This window comes from Roseibium sp. HPY-6 (assembly GCF_040530035.1).
Classification (GTDB): domain Bacteria; phylum Pseudomonadota; class Alphaproteobacteria; order Rhizobiales; family Stappiaceae; genus Roseibium.
Genome location: NZ_JBEWCD010000001.1, coordinates 1,940,494 through 1,957,035, shown reverse-complemented (window position 1 = coordinate 1,957,035; position 16,542 = coordinate 1,940,494). Strand labels below are relative to the sequence as shown.

The 16,542-nt window shown below is 56.5% G+C and carries 13 protein-coding genes; 2 read left to right on the top strand and 11 right to left on the bottom strand.

Annotation, left to right across the window (positions count from 1 at the left end):
• Positions 1-76: 76 nt before the first annotated feature.
• The 6 genes from ABVF61_RS09090 to ABVF61_RS09065 all read right to left on the bottom strand — a co-directional run bounded on the left by ABVF61_RS09090 (position 77) and on the right by ABVF61_RS09065 (position 7,672).
• Positions 77-1,108, bottom strand: coding sequence for a LacI family DNA-binding transcriptional regulator (locus ABVF61_RS09090; protein WP_353993194.1), 1,032 nt, complete (start codon positions 1,106-1,108; stop codon positions 77-79).
• 331 nt (positions 1,109-1,439) lie between these two features.
• Entirely contained in the window at positions 1,440-2,108 is a 669-nt protein-coding gene (locus ABVF61_RS09085) for a DUF1523 family protein (protein ID WP_353993193.1), read from the bottom strand.
• Complete coding sequence (locus ABVF61_RS09080; protein ID WP_353993192.1) at positions 2,108-3,496, bottom strand: DUF6638 family protein; 1,389 nt, start codon at positions 3,494-3,496, stop codon at positions 2,108-2,110. The genes ABVF61_RS09085 and ABVF61_RS09080 overlap by 1 nt, the downstream gene beginning before the upstream one ends.
• Entirely contained in the window at positions 3,493-5,442 is a 1,950-nt protein-coding gene (locus ABVF61_RS09075) for an AAA family ATPase (RefSeq protein ID WP_353993191.1), read from the bottom strand. The genes ABVF61_RS09080 and ABVF61_RS09075 overlap by 4 nt, the downstream gene beginning before the upstream one ends.
• 9 nt (positions 5,443-5,451) lie before the next feature.
• Positions 5,452-6,585 (bottom strand): hypothetical protein, encoded by a 1,134-nt coding sequence (locus ABVF61_RS09070; protein ID WP_353993190.1) that lies wholly within the window; start codon positions 6,583-6,585, stop codon positions 5,452-5,454.
• 10 nt (positions 6,586-6,595) lie between these two features.
• Positions 6,596-7,672, bottom strand: coding sequence for a hypothetical protein (locus tag ABVF61_RS09065; protein ID WP_353993189.1), 1,077 nt, complete (start codon positions 7,670-7,672; stop codon positions 6,596-6,598).
• 565 nt (positions 7,673-8,237) lie between these two features.
• Here ABVF61_RS09065 and ABVF61_RS09060 point away from each other — a divergent pair.
• Positions 8,238-10,082 (top strand): vWA domain-containing protein, encoded by a 1,845-nt coding sequence (locus tag ABVF61_RS09060; RefSeq protein WP_353993188.1) that lies wholly within the window; start codon positions 8,238-8,240, stop codon positions 10,080-10,082.
• 68 nt (positions 10,083-10,150) lie between these two features.
• Here ABVF61_RS09060 and ABVF61_RS09055 read toward each other — a convergent pair whose 3' ends face one another.
• From ABVF61_RS09055 to ABVF61_RS09045, 3 genes are all read right to left on the bottom strand, one after another.
• A complete protein-coding gene (locus ABVF61_RS09055) occupies positions 10,151-11,074 on the bottom strand; it encodes a hypothetical protein (RefSeq protein WP_353993187.1) in 924 nt (307 codons plus the stop codon).
• Between the two features lie 3 nt (positions 11,075-11,077).
• Positions 11,078-11,746 carry an SH3 domain-containing protein gene (locus ABVF61_RS09050; protein ID WP_353993186.1) on the bottom strand — a complete coding sequence of 223 codons (669 nt, stop codon included), beginning with the start codon at positions 11,744-11,746 and terminating at the stop codon, positions 11,078-11,080.
• Between the two features lie 77 nt (positions 11,747-11,823).
• Positions 11,824-12,477, bottom strand: a complete 654-nt coding sequence (locus ABVF61_RS09045; RefSeq protein WP_353993185.1) for a LuxR C-terminal-related transcriptional regulator — start codon at positions 12,475-12,477, stop codon at positions 11,824-11,826.
• A 50-nt stretch (positions 12,478-12,527) separates the two neighbouring features.
• Here ABVF61_RS09045 and ABVF61_RS09040 point away from each other — a divergent pair, with 50 nt between their 5' ends.
• A complete protein-coding gene (locus tag ABVF61_RS09040) occupies positions 12,528-14,558 on the top strand; it encodes a sensor histidine kinase (RefSeq protein WP_353993184.1) in 2,031 nt (676 codons plus the stop codon).
• A 62-nt stretch (positions 14,559-14,620) separates the two neighbouring features.
• On the opposite strand, the gene ABVF61_RS09035 is transcribed toward ABVF61_RS09040, so the two are convergent.
• The gene (locus tag ABVF61_RS09035; protein WP_353993183.1) at positions 14,621-15,400 is read right to left on the bottom strand and encodes an ATP-binding cassette domain-containing protein; all 780 of its coding nucleotides are present in this window, start codon (positions 15,398-15,400) and stop codon (positions 14,621-14,623) included.
• Between the two features lies 1 nt (position 15,401).
• Positions 15,402-16,475 (bottom strand): ABC transporter permease, encoded by a 1,074-nt coding sequence (locus ABVF61_RS09030; protein ID WP_353993692.1) that lies wholly within the window; start codon positions 16,473-16,475, stop codon positions 15,402-15,404.
• Between the last annotated feature and the right edge of the window lie 67 nt (positions 16,476-16,542).

Here is a 16,542-nt window from a genome sequence, read left to right as displayed (position 1 = left end):
TCCCTGGCTTGGATGTTGACCTGAGCCTGAGGCATAAATTATCTGGCGTCAAGAAAAAATTTGCGCGCGTAAAATTTTAGGCAGACGCACGTAGTATAAGTCTTGCTGCGAAAAGGGTTTCCTGCCGATTGTTGAATGTGCCGCCAGCTTCGATCAGATCCATCAATGTGCTGAACGCATTGTTTGCGACCGAGTCATAATCGTGCGCGGCAGTGGTTAGCGACGGGCAGGTGAACCTTGAAAACGGGTGGTCGTCATGCGAGGCGACGCGCAAGGCGCAGCCTTCGCCGCGACCTACTCTGAGCCCCTTCTCGTAGCATGCAGAGAGCAGACCGATCGCCAGTCGGTCGTTGCTGCAAAGGATCGTGTCAGAAGGAAACCCGTGGACATCGAGGATGCGCATTGCGCCCTCGTGCCCGATCTCTTCGAACGCCCAGCCTTCGCCATCAACCTTGACGACCTGGGGTTCAAGCCCGAGCCGCTCCATCACCTCGATGTAAGCAATGCGACGCTTGTTGGCGTTCGGGTTCGCGGGTGTTTTCATTTCGAAAAAACAGGGCGGTTCGCCAGAGCGCGTCAGGTACTCCACGGTCTGCGAAACAAAGCTGAAATTGTCGGAGCCGACAAAGGCCTCGCCGATGCCTTCCAGATTACTGTCGAACAGAACCGTTGGTACGTCCTTGCAGAATTTTTCGATCGATCCGCGGTCTGATGCGCGACCCAAGGGCGCAAGTAGAACCCCGGCCGGCTTGAGGGAGCGCAAACTGTTCAGGATATCGTTTTCCAGGGATTGCTGGCCGTGGGCGCTGAACAATATCGGCCAATAGCCGGCATCAAGGCAGCGATGCTCAATGTTTCGGGCGATCTCGGCAAAGAATGGATCGGAAAGGTAAGGCACCACCACCCCGACATTCTTGGTCAAGCGCCTGTTCTGGTTGATCGCAAAGATATTCGGCCGGAAATCATAGCGCTCCAATGCCTGCTCGATGCGGTCCCGTGTCGTTTGGCGCACACTTTCGGGGTCGTTGAAATATTTCGAGACGGTAGGTCTGGAAATGCCGCTGACCGTGGCGAATTCTTCCATGTTTTTGATTTTTCTATCGCTCATGCATTCGCCTTGACACTCTTGTGTGCATTCTAAGCCGTGCCGCCTAACCCGGCCGGTGAAGGCGAGGGTAAAACTTTGCGCGTGTAAACTTAAATATTAACAATAGAAACTTTGTTTCAGATTGGTCAAGAAACATCCGCGTCATAAGTCAAGGCGGTTCCTTGAAAGCCAATCAAAACGACTGTCCCGCGTGTGAGGGACAATAGGTTTGGGATACGGCAGTTGACCTTGCCGTGACGGTATAAGCCTCTGTGACAAAAGACCTTTTCGAGCGGTTCAATCCGTGCCGCGCCAACCGGGTTGGGTTTCGTGTGCAGGTCGCACTACCGTCTCAGCCGAACCAGCGTTTAAACCAGCGACGGAAGCCGCTGGTGGCGGCAGTTGCGTGTTTTTCCGCGTGAGCGCGCGCTTGCTCCGCGTTTTCGCCGACATCATCGATGAATCCATCGATGTTTTCGACAACAGGATCGATACGTCTGCGTTTGAAAGCCCGAACGACGCGCAAGATCAGATAGGCGATGACTGCCAGGGTCAAAAAGAAGATGATGTTGAACCAGGGTATCAGGAACGCGTTCGGCCCTGAGACTTGCTGAATGCTGATGATGTTCGGAAAGATCGTGAAGAGCTGGATCCGCCAGCCATAGTGTGTGACCGCAACCCAGACCTCACCATCCTTCTTCGCAAGGTCCTGCGCCTGCGCCGTGACGTTTGAGCTGTTGAACTTCAGGTAGGGTGGCCAGCTCCATTCAGTGTCCTCATTGCGGTAGACCCGCGGTTCCCCGTTCGGCCATACGGCGTTTATGAACCGGACATCGCGTGTCCAGTTCGGGTTCGTGCCAGCATCCGGGGCAGCCCAGAAAAGCGACGAGGACCCGATATCCATACGTTTGACATCCGTTCCCACGATCCGCACAACGTCGCGGCCCGGAAGCGTGTAGTGGGCAAACAGAACGACAACCAGAACCAACGGGATGCCGACGATCCATTTTATGTACTTCATCAGTCGTCGTCGTCCTCGTCGTCATCATCATCATCGTCGTCGTCATCCCTCGGAATGGCACCCCAGGGACCCTGATTTCGCCCGAAGCCGTAATCGGAGTGGTCGTGTTCGTCGCTCATCCCGGGCTCAGGACCGAACAACTCGGTGCGCGTGCCGACTTTATCGACGACATACTCTTCGGCCAGGAACTGGGCACAATAGGTTTTCTTCGCTTCGCTCCAGCTCTGGTATTGCGCGTAAAACGCATCCTTGTGGCAGATGAAAAGCTGGCGGAAGTCGAGCGGTGTCAGCTGCGACAGCAACATGTTCACCAGTTGCTTGTCCCGGTGGTTGCCAGACCGCAGCAAATAGAAAAAGGCCGGGTTTTCATGCGTGATGCGGGGAGTTTTCGTTCCCTTGGAGATCTGCCGAACGACCCTTTCCAGTGCGTGATACTCATCCGGAAGCTGGCGATGATACTTGCGCTTCAGCGAGCGCAGGTCCCGCCGGGAGACATTTGAAAGGTCTTCACCGCTGTTGGCGGCCGTGTCGACGACAATGAAGTCGAGCTTTTGTCTCAAAATACTCTCAGCACGTTCAGAGCCGGCGCGCGTGATCGGTTCGACGAGTTTGTTTCTGGAAAGGAACGATGCAACTTCGCGCCGGTCCTGGAGTGTCATGACGTGTTTGACGGGCAGATTGTCCACGATGTCTTGCTGCTTTTCAGAGATGCAGGCTGTTCTCTTTACATCCTGGAAAATGTACAGACCGCCGTAGTGGCGTGTGTAAAAATTGCCTTGCTCGAAACTCTGGGGCCGAAGCGCGATCGGTGTGCGAATGATGTCGCCTGTGTGCTTGGACAATTCGACCATTTCAGCGATCAGAACATCATCCCACCAGCCGTCCGGCTCGTTCATGAACCGGTCGATTTTCTCGGTCAGCTCACCTCCGGCTTCGACATGGCCACCAACCGTATCCGCCTCGACGTCGATCGTGCGGATGTCGAACAGGTCCGCCGGTGACGCAATCGAGAAAACGGTATTGACCAGTTCCCCGACGACGGCGTCGCGAATAGACAAGGCAAAGAGCTGCTCTTCATTGTCGTCAATGAACCGACGAAGGATCGACCGCGATGTTGAAAAGTGCGCGTTAAGAAGCGGTGCGCTTTTCTGAGCGACATTCAACAAGATGAACTGTCGATTGCAACCGTTGGGATTGAGATAGAGCGGATCGCCGAGTTCGTCTCCGATCTCCGGAGAAAACCCTGAGATATCAATGTGGAATTCCTGAAGGCTGGTCCGCCGTCCCGTCAGGTGCTCAAGCGCCCGATTGTAGCGGTTCACCAGGGAAGGCGACGACACTTCCATCAGGTTGCCGTACATCAGCCCGTTTTTCACCAGCCTCATCATGAGCGGGAAAGATCCATGTAACGGCGCTTGGCCTCTTCCATCCTCTGCATCTCCCGCACCGCGTTTTCGATCGCGACTTCATCGGACTTGTCAGCATAGCGGAATTCGCTGTCTGCATAGCGGTTGATTTCCTGGATGACCATTTCGATGGAAATCGGCTGGGCAAGTTCTGCGATCATGGACTTCTTGGTTTCATAGTCCTTAAGCAGGAACAGATCGGGGTCTTCCATCCATTCGTCCGGCAGTTCAAAGTCCATGGCACGAACCTTGACGGCATCAGTGATGTTCTTGATGGCGCGCCCGGTAAAGCGTTCGTCAGCCTCCTGGATCGCTTTCAGATAAGCGCCGAGCTTGGCAATAGTATCCAGCTCTCCGATGGAATTACTGATCCTGTCGAAGACACTCACCAAGGCATCTTCCTTTGGGCGCGAATGGCTTTCGTAAGATGCGGCAACGGCTTTCTGGATGACCTGGGCCTCGAACAATTCGTGTTCGCCAACCGGGATCGAATGGTTCTTGCCCATCAGGAGATAGAGGATGTCGATGTAGTCTTCCCGCGTCTGGGGGCCGTCGACAAGAAAGCGTGCACCGGCGCGCTGACGCAGGGCGTCATCGACGTTTTCGGGATAGTTCGAGAACATGCCGAATGTGCAATTGCCGCGAACCACCGTGTTTGCACCGGCAAAGCTTTCCATCAGGACAGCGGTGATTTCGAGCTGTCCGGCCGACGACTGCCGGTCGCCGCGCTTGCCTGCCAGCTGGTCGATGTCGTCGATGGTCCCAAAGCCGATGACATTCGGGTCGGTCACCGTCTTGATGAACGCCTTGGCATTTTGGGCAGACTTGCCCTGATAACTGTCAATGCTGTCGGTCGACAGGTTCTGATAGCGGAAAGCGTAGCCGGCATTGGTGCAGTAATCGTTGATCAAGCCCGCCATCATCTGGATCAGCGTTGTCTTGCCGGTCCCCGGTTTTCCGTCTCCCATGAAGGTGAAGATGAAGCCGCCAAGTTCTGCGAACGGGTTCAGTTTGCGCTCGAAATCATAAGCCATGAGCATCTTGGCGAGCTTCATGGCCTGATATTTGGCAATGTGATTGCCGACCACTTCCTCCGGTTTCTTGAAGGCCATCGTCAGAGACGTTGAGCGGGCTCTGGCGGCTGGCGTGAAGCCGGTGATTTCGAAATTGTCCGCTTCAACCCTGTATCTGGCTTCGGAAAACGATTGAAGCAGTGCCGAACCTTCGGCGCGGAGCGTCACCTTCTCCATCAGCTGTTCGCAAAACGAGGCAATCAGCGAGACAAGTTGGGCATCGGTCTGGATCGGCGCTGCAGAGATCTCCTGGTCCAGTTCCCAAAGCGTGCCGTGGAGCGCCAGCTGGTCATTGTCCAAAAGGATTTCTTCAACGTCACCACATTGTATTTCAGCGTCTGCGGTGTCGGCGGCAAGTCCGGAGATCAGAAAGTCGGTCATGTTCGCAAACACATGCAGCGAAATGAGCGCGGAAGCTGAAAGGAGCTGCTGGAACCTGTCTGCACGCGAGGCATCGAGCGTGCCCGCAAGGTTGGCGCGCTTGAGATCGGCAAGACCTGTCTGCTCGGCAAACTGATCGGACATCACCTGCGCAACGGACAGCGCGCGGCGCAATGCCTGCAAGACGCCCGCCTGCAGGGGGGTCGTGAGTGCGTCGTCGTCACTCTCGAAAATTCTGGCTGAAAGCTGGACACCTTCCGGTCGGGCTGTCGAGCGTGTCACAAGACCGGGTGTTGTCGAGCGGAAACGTCTTCTTGTCCCAAGCCCGGGCGAGCGTTCCTGAACGACGTCCGGCTCGCGTTTCGCAGCAATGCGGGGTGTATGATCAAACCCGGTAAGCAGGGCTTCCGCGGCAGCGTACTTTTCGCGGATCTTGTCTTCCTTGAGTTCCATTAAATCGTTGGAAACGGTCACGGCGGAAACCTATTTGTAGCTGAGAATTTTGCCGGCAGGGCTTACGGCATATTTGCGAATGTTGGAAAAACCCGGCGGGTTGAGTTCTTCCAGAACCTGATAGGGACGTTGTGGCAAGATGAGCGAGCGCTGCCGGTGCGTGTGACCGGCCGCATCCTGTCCGCCTTCTCCGGCGGCGGCAAAAGGATCCAGATCGTAGACCTGCCGTTCGACAGACGAAAAGAAACCGGTCGATTCCTGCTGCGTGCCCGTGGAAAGCAGCGTTTCCGTCGTCCAGGCAAGCGCCCAGTCTTCACCGGGTTTCTGGCCTGCCTGCGAAAGCACGTCCCGCAGCGGTCCTGATTGCTGGGTGAAGGTGTGACTGTACATCGGACCCACGTAAAAGCGGCGCAGACGCTTCGGGTGAAGATCGTCGAAGTCGTGATCGAAACCGCGCGCGATCGTCAGCAGTTTCAGCCCGGCCGATGACTGCGAAACGAGATGACCCTGCACGCGCGGCCAGCGCCGTTCGTCCTTTGCCAGAGGCCGTCGGCCGCTGTCCTCAAGGTCCAAGACGTAAATCAACGGAATGTTCTGCTGGCTGTCGTAAACGGCCCAGTGAATGCGGTACTTGCGCCTTTTCTCGCTGACATTTCCGGTCCAGGCGAGGCGGGGATCATTGCGCGCCCAAAACAGGGTTCCCTGCGTCAACTGCTCGTAGTACTGGCGTTCTGACGCAGCGAACTGGAGGTTCACCGGCGTGGATTGCTCGCGCAGGATATGGTTCACCATCGCGATTTTCAGATCCCGCATGACGGGAAGCGATCTCAGGTGGTTTTCCGCCTGCATGGCATCATTCGCCATCTCCAGAAGTTCCTGGTAGATCGGAAAGCCGCTGTCCTGCCGGTCAATGCTCAGAAGGTTCGGCAGCTTGTCCGAAACACGTCCGGCAAGCAGGTACTTGTAGGACAACGCAGTGAATGTCCCGGAGAGCGCTTCCAGATATTGCTTCAGGATCGGGATTTCGGACAGCAGTGCCGTGTTCTCCGACACGACACTGTCTGCGACACCTTGAAGATGAGAGATGATGCGCTCGAACTTGGCAAAGTAGCGCCGCGTCTCATGTGCTTCTTCAAGGACTCTGTGATCGAGTGTCAGATCCAACGTTCAGCCCTCAGGCTCCGTAGGCGTTCTTGTCGTGCTTGTCGACGATCTGCTGGAAGCGGCGTGCGAAACGTTCGTCGGACTTTGCCTTTTCTTCCAGAACCTTGCGGGCAAAGACCATATGATCTTCGTGCGCTTCCATCATGTCAGCCATACTTTGATTTGTGGCTGAACCGATGGCTGCCATGGCAGACTGCGCTTCCTTGTCGGTGGCGACGCCGATCTCGTTGATCTTGTGCGCGACGTCTTGCTGTTGCGCCGTCTTCAGTGACTTGACCAGGGCATCGTAAAGGACAACGCGTTGTTTTGTGTCCGTCTGCAGCTTGTTGATCAGCACCATCTGAGTGGCGGCCTGGTTCTGCAGACTGTCGACCCAGGTCTTGCCTTTTTCGATGTAACGCTCCAGCGTCTGGCTTTCGGCGAGTTTGACCTGTTCTTCCTGAGCGAGCCTGTTGTACTCGGAGTTCAACTCGGCAAGCTCGGATTCCAGTTTGGTGCGGGCCGCAGCATCCGTCTCGACGGAGATCTTGTTTTCCAGTGCAATGATCTTCGGATCCATCGCCAGGAGATCTTTCTTGATGGTTTCAAGCCCGGCGACGGCCTGCTCGCGCTGGTTGAGTGTTTCGCTCAAATTGCCCTCAACGCGCTTGCTGTGCTCGTTCAGCGTATTCAGCTGATCCTGCAGCAACTGACCGATGACATTCGATTTGGAAATCAGGTCCTGAAGCTTGTCGTCGATACTCGCCGTGCGCATGCGCTCCTGGCGAATGCTGTCCGACCTGGCCTTTGAAAAAATTCCAATGAAGCTTTCCCAGCCGGTCTTAGAGCGCATGGCATCGAAGTCTTTGGAAAAATTCGACGTTACGTCATCAAGGCCCATGATGAGTTCGGCAATATTCGCGCCCATGAGTTCGGTATGCGAGTGCACATCGTCCAGCGTGGCATTTTCAATATCAATGGAAATATCCTGGCCGGAGTCGAGCTTGGATCGTGCAGTTTCGATCTTGGAGGTCAGCTCGCTGATCTTCTGCTGTGCTGCCGCGACTTCCTGTTTGGATTTTTCAATTTGAGCGCTGAAATCCGCCATGTGCCCCTTCCCGAATATTGAACAATAAGATGGATTGTATGTAGCGATTGTTTGTAGAAATACAATTACAAAGCAAGGCCTAAAGACAAGCACACGCGGAAGCTATTATTTACCAAAACCAATTTCTTTCAGAAAAAACACCTGCTTTCTGGGCAGAGTTGATCTGAACTCCGGATTGTAAAAATTGTCAAGGCATGCGCCCCGGAAGGCAGGAGGCTGCCAATATGGGGTATTGACCCCATACCCGCGTAAGGTCGCATCCTTCATCTTTCCCGCGTCGAACGATCGTCATCTGCCCTCAGGCAGAATTTTGTTCGAGAAAGGAAGGTGAAACCCGAAACTTATTTCGGAAAATGCACCTGAAAAGCGTGTTGATCGTGCGGTCTTTACCGGCGATTCAAAGCGATTTGCAGTGAAGTGAGGCACGTTATGTGCCGGTATCGCCAATTTCCGTGATGTTCATGGGCTGGGGGGCGGTGCGTCCGTCAATTCGTTTGTTCCAACAAAAAAGCGGACCGGTCTGTCTTAGTCGCGTCAGACCCGTATCCGCTCGAGGATTCCAGCCATGACACTCAGTAAGCATCTCCCCAAGGCCGTCCTGATCAGCTCGGCCTCAATCGTGACCCTGGCCTTCGTTGCGCTGGCAACGCAGACCGTCGATTTCAAAGAGCTTTTTGCCGAGAAAGGCACGCAGGCACCACCGCAGGCAGCTCAAAACACTGTGCTCGATTCCGCACGTCTTCGAACGGAAGCCGACAGTGAACTGAACGATGCAGTGACGCAGGTTCCGACGCCGTCACCGACCGTCGTTCCGGCTTTGACACCCGCCGAGGTTCGGCCCATTACACCGTCGAACAAGCGCATGGGGCTTTCCCAGACCAACTCTGCTCAATCCGCGGGGCGCCTTCTGGAAGGGTTCGCTCCTTCTCAGGAAGCTCTCGTTCAGCATCGCTTGGCACCTTCGGATCCCTCCCGACCCGTTGTGCTGAATACAGATCGGGAACGGTTTGCGTCCGCGCAACCAACTCCGCTGAAACAGGTTGCGAGCGACCCGGTTTCGACCTTTTCCATCGACGTCGACACGGCTTCCTATTCCTTTGTCAGAGCCAATCTCAATGGCGGGTATTTGCCGAAACAGGATGCAGTTCGCGTCGAAGAAATGATCAATTATTTCAAGTACGATTACAGTCTGCCTGACGATCGGGACGTGCCGTTTCGCACAAGTGTTTCTGTTGTCGATACACCCTGGAATGCGGATACAAAACTGATGCAGATCGGCATCCAGGGATACAAGGTTCCGCTCGCTGATCTTCCGCCGCAAAACCTCGTATTCCTGATAGATACGTCCGGGTCCATGGCGGACGCCAACAAGCTGCCGCTGTTGCAGCAGTCCTTCCGGCTCTTGCTAGCGTCCCTGCGGGATCAGGACGAGGTCGCGATCGTGACCTATGCAGGAAGTGCGGGCGTGCTGCTTGAACCGACAAAAGCCTCCGAGAAGTCGCACATCCTTCAAAAAATCGATGCGCTGACCTCGAGCGGTTCAACGGCTGGTCATGCAGGTCTCAAGGGCGCTTATGCGCTTGCGGAGAAGATGACCGGAGAAGGTGAGCAGACACGCGTTATTCTAGCCACCGACGGAGATTTCAATGTCGGTCTTTCGGATACGGAGAGCCTGAAACGCTATATCTCCGAGCAGCGGGAAAAGGGGACCGCGCTGTCGGTTCTCGGGTTCGGGCGCGGGAACTACAACGACGCGCTCATGCAAACGCTTGCGCAGAACGGGCAGGGTGTCGCTGCCTATATCGATACCTTGTCGGAAGCCCGGAAAGTGCTTGTGGACCAGGTGGTCAGTTCAATTTCGATGATCGCCCAGGACGTGAAGATCCAGGTCGAATTCAATCCGGCAACCGTCGCCGAATATCGGCTCATCGGCTACGAGACCCGTGCTCTCAACACCGAGGACTTCAGAAACGACAAGGTTGACGCCGGTGATATCGGGGCCGGGCATACGGTGACAGCGCTTTATGAAGTCACGCCGGTTGGATCGCCAGCCCGAAAATTCTCCGATCTTCGATATGGAAACGAAGTGCCGTCAGTAAAACCGATCGGTCAATCACCAGCTGAAGAACTTGCCTTCGTGAAGTTGCGTTACAAGGTTCCCGGCGCTGAAAAGAGCAAGCTGGTTACAACGCCGGTGAGCGCTGATACGCATGACATTCCGCAAGCTGAAACGCTTTTTGCCGCCTCTGTTGCCGGATTTGGGCAATTGCTGAAAGGAAGCGACTATCTGGAGAGCTGGACCTTCGGCGATGTCGCCCAGCTCGCACAAGCCAATCGTGGTGAAGACCCTTTCGGTTACCGGTCCGAATTCCTGAACCTCGTCAGGCTCGCCGAAGTGTCACAGAGGTGATCATCCATTGAAAGAATGGCGCCGGCAAGTCATTCGGCTTGCCCGCGCTCTTTCATGCATTTTGGGCGTCATTCATCCCTCAGCCAATCCAGCGTGACCTGCGTTCCATCCTCGTCATTCAGATCCAGCCTGTTGGACAGGATCAGCGACAAAGCTCCAATGTCGTTGGTTTTCCATAGGTAAAGGGTGTGTCGTGTCGGTTCGAACCTTGCACAGGTGGAGGTGCCGACATCAGCTATGTAACGCGGCGGACTGTCTCGTCGAATGTCGAAAGCCTTTGCGCCGCTCGCATCATCCGGATTGTTCAGACAGACAGTCACAAGACGGGCACTCACCGTGTCGGAGAAGTCCGGTTCCGGAGCTGCCGCTTCAGAGGGCGCTGGCAAGGTAGCTGAAAAACCTGAACCGGACAGGCCGTTGCTCGGGCTCAAAGCTTCGGCATCCGGGGCGAAACGCGCTGAAAGCTCGCCAGTCCTTTCGAGTTCCATAGTCCGCTGCCTTCTGTTTTTGGGTGTCAGAACCTGTACGTCCGAGCTGTCCGGTGAGATCCTGTTCAACGGTTGGCGAGCGAGCCCAAAACTTGTGCCTGAGTTCGTTTGCGTTGTCTTTCCACTGCTCGAACGCGCGGTAAGCTGCGCAGGTGCATTGGGCGCTGGCCCGGCAAGCGCTTCTTCCTTCAGTGCGTCGGCTGCCACCTCAGGACTTATCACCGGTGCCGCTTCATCAAGCGCGTCGGACAAAGCCCTTTGTTCTGACCGGGATGCCTTTGGAATGTCACCCATCTGAAACCTGATAAGATCATTGTCGCCGCTTTCCAGGAAGGTCGGTTTACGGAGCTCTTCACCCAACGCCAGATGTGTTGAAATCAGGACGGCAAGGCTCGCTGCCAGGATAACCTGGCAGAAAAGAACGGTCTTTCGGGATCCTTGATTGCACATCGGACGGTGTGTTGCTTCTCGTATCTGGTCATTGAATGCCGCCGGCGGCAGCATAGACTAGTTCATGGGTGCAAGATAACGGGTATTTACCCACCCGGAAATCTGGGCCCACCTGACCTGACACCAGTTCCCCTCACATATGTCAAACAGTTCGACAGAGCAGGTGCCAGGCGCCAGTGAGCCGACAACATGATGCCGTGTTCCCGGTCCGGCACGCAGGTTCAATGTGTCGTCCAACGGCACATCCACGCACATTCCGGGGCCGGCCGGCGTCACATCCGATGCCATGGTGCGCTCGGAAGCTGGTGTGCTCTGGCAGACGCCATCAATATTCTGGCCGCGGGCACAGAGCGGTTTCACTGACATGGAAAGAAGTTCCCAGCGATCGTCGGGCAGCGGAATAACAACTCCGCGGAAATGCTCGCCATGCAGAACATCATCCAGATAGCCTGTCAGTATGATGTTCACGAGATAACCTCCGCTGTCCTTGCGGATATTCAACTGCATTCCGCCGTTGCCTTCATCCCGTTCCGGGTGACCTTTCAGAAATGGCAGCACCACGTCGATCAAATCGTCTGCGACGGCGGTGCCGGGGGCAACGCGCACCTCGCGAAAGCCTTCGCCAGATGCCGGCTGCGCGTTTGATGAGAGCGGAAAAGCCATAAACAAAGCGGCAAGGGCGAGGCCTTTGGTCATCTGACGGATCGCTTGTTTCGCGCACAGCATGGTTCTTGTCCCGTATCAGGCTGTTTTATGAATGATCCCGCGTTCTGGCTTTTCGTGCCATGGGGTTGATGCCCCAGTTAGAGTTCCTTTGACGGATCGATCAAACCCTCCTTCAAGGCGCGTGCTATCAGCTGCGGGACAGAGTGCACTTTCAGCTTCTGCATCAGGCTGGTCCGGTGTTTGTCGACGGTTTTGATGCTTATGCCGAAACCTTCGGCGATTTCCTTGTTGGACTTGCCTGAAAGGATCATGTTCAGCGTTTGACGCTCCCGGTCGGTTAGGACCGGCGGTGTCGGCGTTTCTTCCAGGATCTTCAGAAAATACTCCGATACGTGCCGTTGGCCGCGCAGGATTCCCGGCAGTTTTTCGTAGAATTCCGTGTTGTCCGAGGCTTTCGAAAAAAGCCCGTCGACACCCGTTTCCACCAGATCGGAAACCAGGCCAACGGCGGAAATGCCCGTGAGCACGACAACACGGGTCTCCTTGGACCAACGCCTTGCCTCCACCAGGACTTCGACACCACCTGCCATCGGCATGGAGACGTCCAGCAAGAGAAGGTGGGGTCTATGCTTTCGCACCGCTGCAATGGCGCTGAGACCATCGCCGGCTTCAGCGACGACGCGAATGCCCTCCGGTTCAATCAGTCCCGGCTTTTCGAGTGCATCTTTCAGGCCCGCCCGAACAATTGCATGATCATCCGCGATTATTGCGTTGTATTTTTGGTCGTTCACGGCCCAGTATCCTTTTGACGATAGGAATAACCTGACATGCCTTTCGGGAAATGACCAGTTCGCTTCGCCTTGTTTTGTCTCTGCTTTTCTGGCTCCTCGCGCTCAGCCTCAGCCGTGCGGAAACCGTCCGTCTTGAGCCCGGAAAAGGCGTTGCGGATCTAAGAGGCCAACTGACATTTTTCAGCGATCCGTCGAAGTCTCTCGGCGATATTTTGAGGCTTTATCGCGCGGGCGAGTTCAGTCCGGATCTTGAAACAACGATGCTGGAGTGGAACTACGCACCGGAAGCATGGGCGGCGGTCGAGATTTTCAATGACACAATCGATGACGGACGCGGTGCCGACCCGTTGATCCTGGTGGTCGACCTTCCGCTCGTCAGCGAAGTGGATGCCTATCTGATTCGCGAAAGTGGATTTACGGAGGCTTTGATCGACTATTCGATCTTCGAGCCGTTCATTCCCGACGACCACTCTGTGACGCGCCTTAGAACCCCGGTTTTTGAAATCGCGCCCCGGGAGAAGGTGACCCTTCTGGTGAATTTCAAGTTCGGACCCTTTCAGTCCTTTCGCATGGGACTTGAAACACCCTCCGAACTGGAAGCCTCGGCCTTTGTTTCCGGGATCACGCACACGGCTTTCTACGCCTTCTGCATTTCCAGTCTCGTGTTCTTTTTCGGATTTCATCTGGCGATGAAGAACTGGATCGGCATGCTTTACGCCGTGCAGTTTACTGTCGGGCTTGCCCTGATCGCCTATATTGATGGTCTGTGGTTCCGCTTCTTCTATCCTGAAACGCCTGACATCCAATCCGCCGTCGGCTTTTTCCTGCTCTATGCGCTTTCCGGGACCGGATTTCTGATCGCCGGGCGATCGGTCAGGGATGAAAGCGGCGAAACAAGACTGTCCGTTGGTCTGTCTCTCCTCAGCCTCCTGTCGCTGGCCGGTTTTGTGATCTCGCTCATCTCGCCAGGACCCTATGCGGCCCTTTTCAGCTACGTGCTTCTTGTTCTGATGTTTGTTGCCATGTTTGTCGCAAGCGGTATCTGGCGCCGCAAACACGGTGAGATACACCTGACGGGCATGCTGATCGCCGTCATCGGCATTCTGCTCGGTGCCGGTCTTGTCGCACTTCTCGTCGCTGGAAGCCGGGCAGAGATCATCCCGGTATCGACGGCAGTCAAGGGTGTCTTTTCTGTCTTGCTGATCGCGACGATGACGGGCCTGACGGCGCATATCATCAACCTCCGCCGACAGCATTCAAAAGCCGTACAGGCAGAATTGTCCGCTCTGGAAGCAGAGGCAAGGCGCAGCCAGGAACTGCTCGTCGCCGAACGTAACTACACCCGGGCCCGCGAGCTGGCGAGCTTGCGGCAGAGGCAACTGGCCACCGCATCTCACGATCTCAAGCAGCCGATCATGTCGCTACGCATGAATGTCGACAGTCTGGCGACGGATCTGGAGCCGGAAGTGCGGTCGCGGCTGAAAGAAGCCTTCGACTATATCGAGGCGCTTTCGAACGACTATCTCCGGCAAACGACACCTGATGAAACGGACCATGCTCAGACGGACGATCAGAATGTGAGCGCAGAGGCGGATGACCTCCAGGTTGACGGAGATCAGGACACTGAAACAGAGATTTATGAAATCGCGCTGGTTCTCGACACTGTCCATGAAATGTTCAGGGAGGAGGCGGTTTCGAAAGGCATCGAGCTTCGGCGCGTCGCGTCACGCAAACGCGTCTCGGTGCCGCCGCTTATCATCATGCGGATCGTGAGCAATCTCGTTTCAAATGCGGTGAAATACACCGAGGCCGGGAAGGTGGTGTTCGGTGTCAGATCACAGGACGGCCAGTTGAACCTGTGCGTTTATGACACCGGCAAAGGCATGGATGAAAATGAGATCGCAGAATTTGCGCAAGCCTACAAGAAGGGGAAAACATCCGAGGGGCACGGTCTTGGCCTGTCCGTTTGTTATGAACTCGCCCGCGAGAACGGCATGGAGCTTTCCTGCCGCTCACGAAAGGGGCAAGGCACTGAATTTGTCCTGACAGTGCCTTTGGCAGAGTGCCGCAAAGTCGCCTGATGGTGACTTGTTCTTAAACGGAAGCAGGCCGCGCTTGATGACTGATCGCGGCCCGGTGATGGCTACACCGTTCCTCCGAGGGATCCTTCGAGTTGCGCGAGTTCCTGTCCTCCAGCCATGAGTTCCTGGAGTTCTTCGGCCTTGATGTGTCCGCGTTCGGCTGTTCCAAGTGTCTTGCCGCGGTTGAGGACGGTGAAGCGGTCTCCGACGGCCATGGCGTGGCGGACGTTGTGGGTGATGAAGACGACGCCGATGCCCTTCTTGCGGACCTTGTCGATGGTGGCCAGCACATTCGAGGTCTGGCGGACCCCGAGGGCGGAAGTGGGCTCGTCGAGAATGAGAACCTTGGCGCCGAAGTAGACCGCCCTTGAGATGGCGACGGTCTGGCGCTCGCCGCCCGACAGGGTGCCGACGGCCTGGTCGGGCGAGCGCAAGTGAATGCCCATCCTGGCCATCTCGCTCATGGTGACCTCGTTGGCGGTGGCAAAGTCGAAGAACTTGAACGGGCCGAAGCGCTTTTCCGGCTCACGCCCCATCCAGAAGTTCCGGGTGACCGACATCAGCGGGATCATGGCCAGGTCCTGGTAGACCGTGGCAATGCCGGCGGTCATGGCATCGCGCGGGCTCTCGAAGTTGGTCTCCCTGCCTTCGATCAGGATCTTGCCCCTGGTCGGCTTGTGCACGCCGGACATGGTCTTGATGAAGGTGGACTTGCCCGCGCCGTTGTCGCCCAGAAGGCAGTGGCACTCGCCCGCCCTGACGGAGACCGAAACCCCGTTCAGCGCGATCACCGGACCGAAATGCTTCTCGATATCGACGAGTTCTATGAGGGCATCAGACATCTTAACGCTCCCCCGTGATCATGCGGCGGATATAGGTGTTGAGGATCACGGCCAGCAGCAGGATCACCCCGAGGAACACGCGGAAGAGCGAGCTTTCCACACCGGCAAAGAACAGGCCCTGCTGGACCACGCCGAAGATAAGCGCGCCCAGGGCGGCACCGATGACCGAGCCGTAGCCGCCGGTCAGCAACGCCCCGCCGATGACCACGGAGATGATCGCCTCGAACTCCTTCAGGAGACCGCGGTCGGCGGCCGCTGAACCGAACTCCATCACCTGGCAGGTGGCGAAGATGGTGGCGCAGAAGGCGGTGAACATGAACATGGAGATCTTGACCCGGTTCACCGGCACGCCGACATAGCGGGCCGCCTGGGCATCGCCGCCGGAGGCGAAGATCCAGTTGCCGAACTTGGTGCGGGTCAGAAGGAAATGGCCGAAGACGATCAGGATGACGGCCCAGATCATCAGCATGGGAATGCCCTCGACCACCGGCTGGCCGGCCTTGGGCCCGGCGACGAAAGTGCCGACAACGCCAAGATCGGCAAGCCAGACAAACAGCCAGTTGAAGACCTTGCCGCCGAAGAGCCAGGCGATCGGATCGCCCTCGGCCGCATCCTTGACGCCGCCGATGATGGTCTTGCGGGTGGTGGCGATGGCAATGAAGATCGTCAGGCCGCGCAGGATATAGAGGAAGGCCAGGGTGACGATGAAGGAGGGCAGGCCGGTCTTGACCACCAGGTAGCCGTTGAGGGCGCCGATGGCGAGCGCCATGGCGAAGGCGACCAGAATGGCAAACCAGGTGGGAAAGCCCCATTGCACGCTCATGAGGGCGATGATGATGCCGGAAAAGCCGATCATGGAGCCGACCGACAGGTCGAACTCGCCGGCGATCATCAACAGGCAGGCGCCGACGGCGATGATGGCGAACTGGGCCGATACCGTGCCCCAGTTGACGATGCCCTCGGCGGCAAACATGCCGCTGCCGCTGGCAATGGAGATAAAGAAGATGAAAACGAGGATGGTGCCGCAGATCGCGCCCAGTTCGGGGCGGATCAGGGCCTTGCGCATGGCGGACATCTCGCGGACGCGTTCGTCCTTCTCAGGTGCCCCGGGCTCAGGTGTCTCTGGCTCAGATGCCTCGGGT

Excerpts from the sequence above, each read along its gene's own strand:
- ABVF61_RS09090 (WP_353993194.1), bottom strand. The coding sequence starts at position 1,108 with ATGAGCGATAGAAAAATCAAAAACATGGAAGAATTCGCCACGGTCAGC.
- ABVF61_RS09065 (WP_353993189.1), bottom strand. The coding sequence starts at position 7,672 with ATGGCGGATTTCAGCGCTCAAATTGAAAAATCCAAACAGGAAGTCGCG.
- ABVF61_RS09080 (WP_353993192.1), bottom strand. The coding sequence starts at position 3,496 with ATGATGAGGCTGGTGAAAAACGGGCTGATGTACGGCAACCTGATGGAA.
- ABVF61_RS09050 (WP_353993186.1), bottom strand. The coding sequence starts at position 11,746 with ATGCTGTGCGCGAAACAAGCGATCCGTCAGATGACCAAAGGCCTCGCC.
- ABVF61_RS09060 (WP_353993188.1), top strand. The coding sequence starts at position 8,238 with ATGACACTCAGTAAGCATCTCCCCAAGGCCGTCCTGATCAGCTCGGCC.
- ABVF61_RS09035 (WP_353993183.1), bottom strand. The coding sequence starts at position 15,400 with ATGTCTGATGCCCTCATAGAACTCGTCGATATCGAGAAGCATTTCGGT.
- ABVF61_RS09030 (WP_353993692.1), bottom strand. The coding sequence starts at position 16,475 with ATGTCCGCCATGCGCAAGGCCCTGATCCGCCCCGAACTGGGCGCGATC.
- ABVF61_RS09055 (WP_353993187.1), bottom strand. The coding sequence starts at position 11,074 with ATGCTGCCGCCGGCGGCATTCAATGACCAGATACGAGAAGCAACACAC.
- ABVF61_RS09040 (WP_353993184.1), top strand. The coding sequence starts at position 12,528 with ATGACCAGTTCGCTTCGCCTTGTTTTGTCTCTGCTTTTCTGGCTCCTC.
- ABVF61_RS09085 (WP_353993193.1), bottom strand. The coding sequence starts at position 2,108 with ATGAAGTACATAAAATGGATCGTCGGCATCCCGTTGGTTCTGGTTGTC.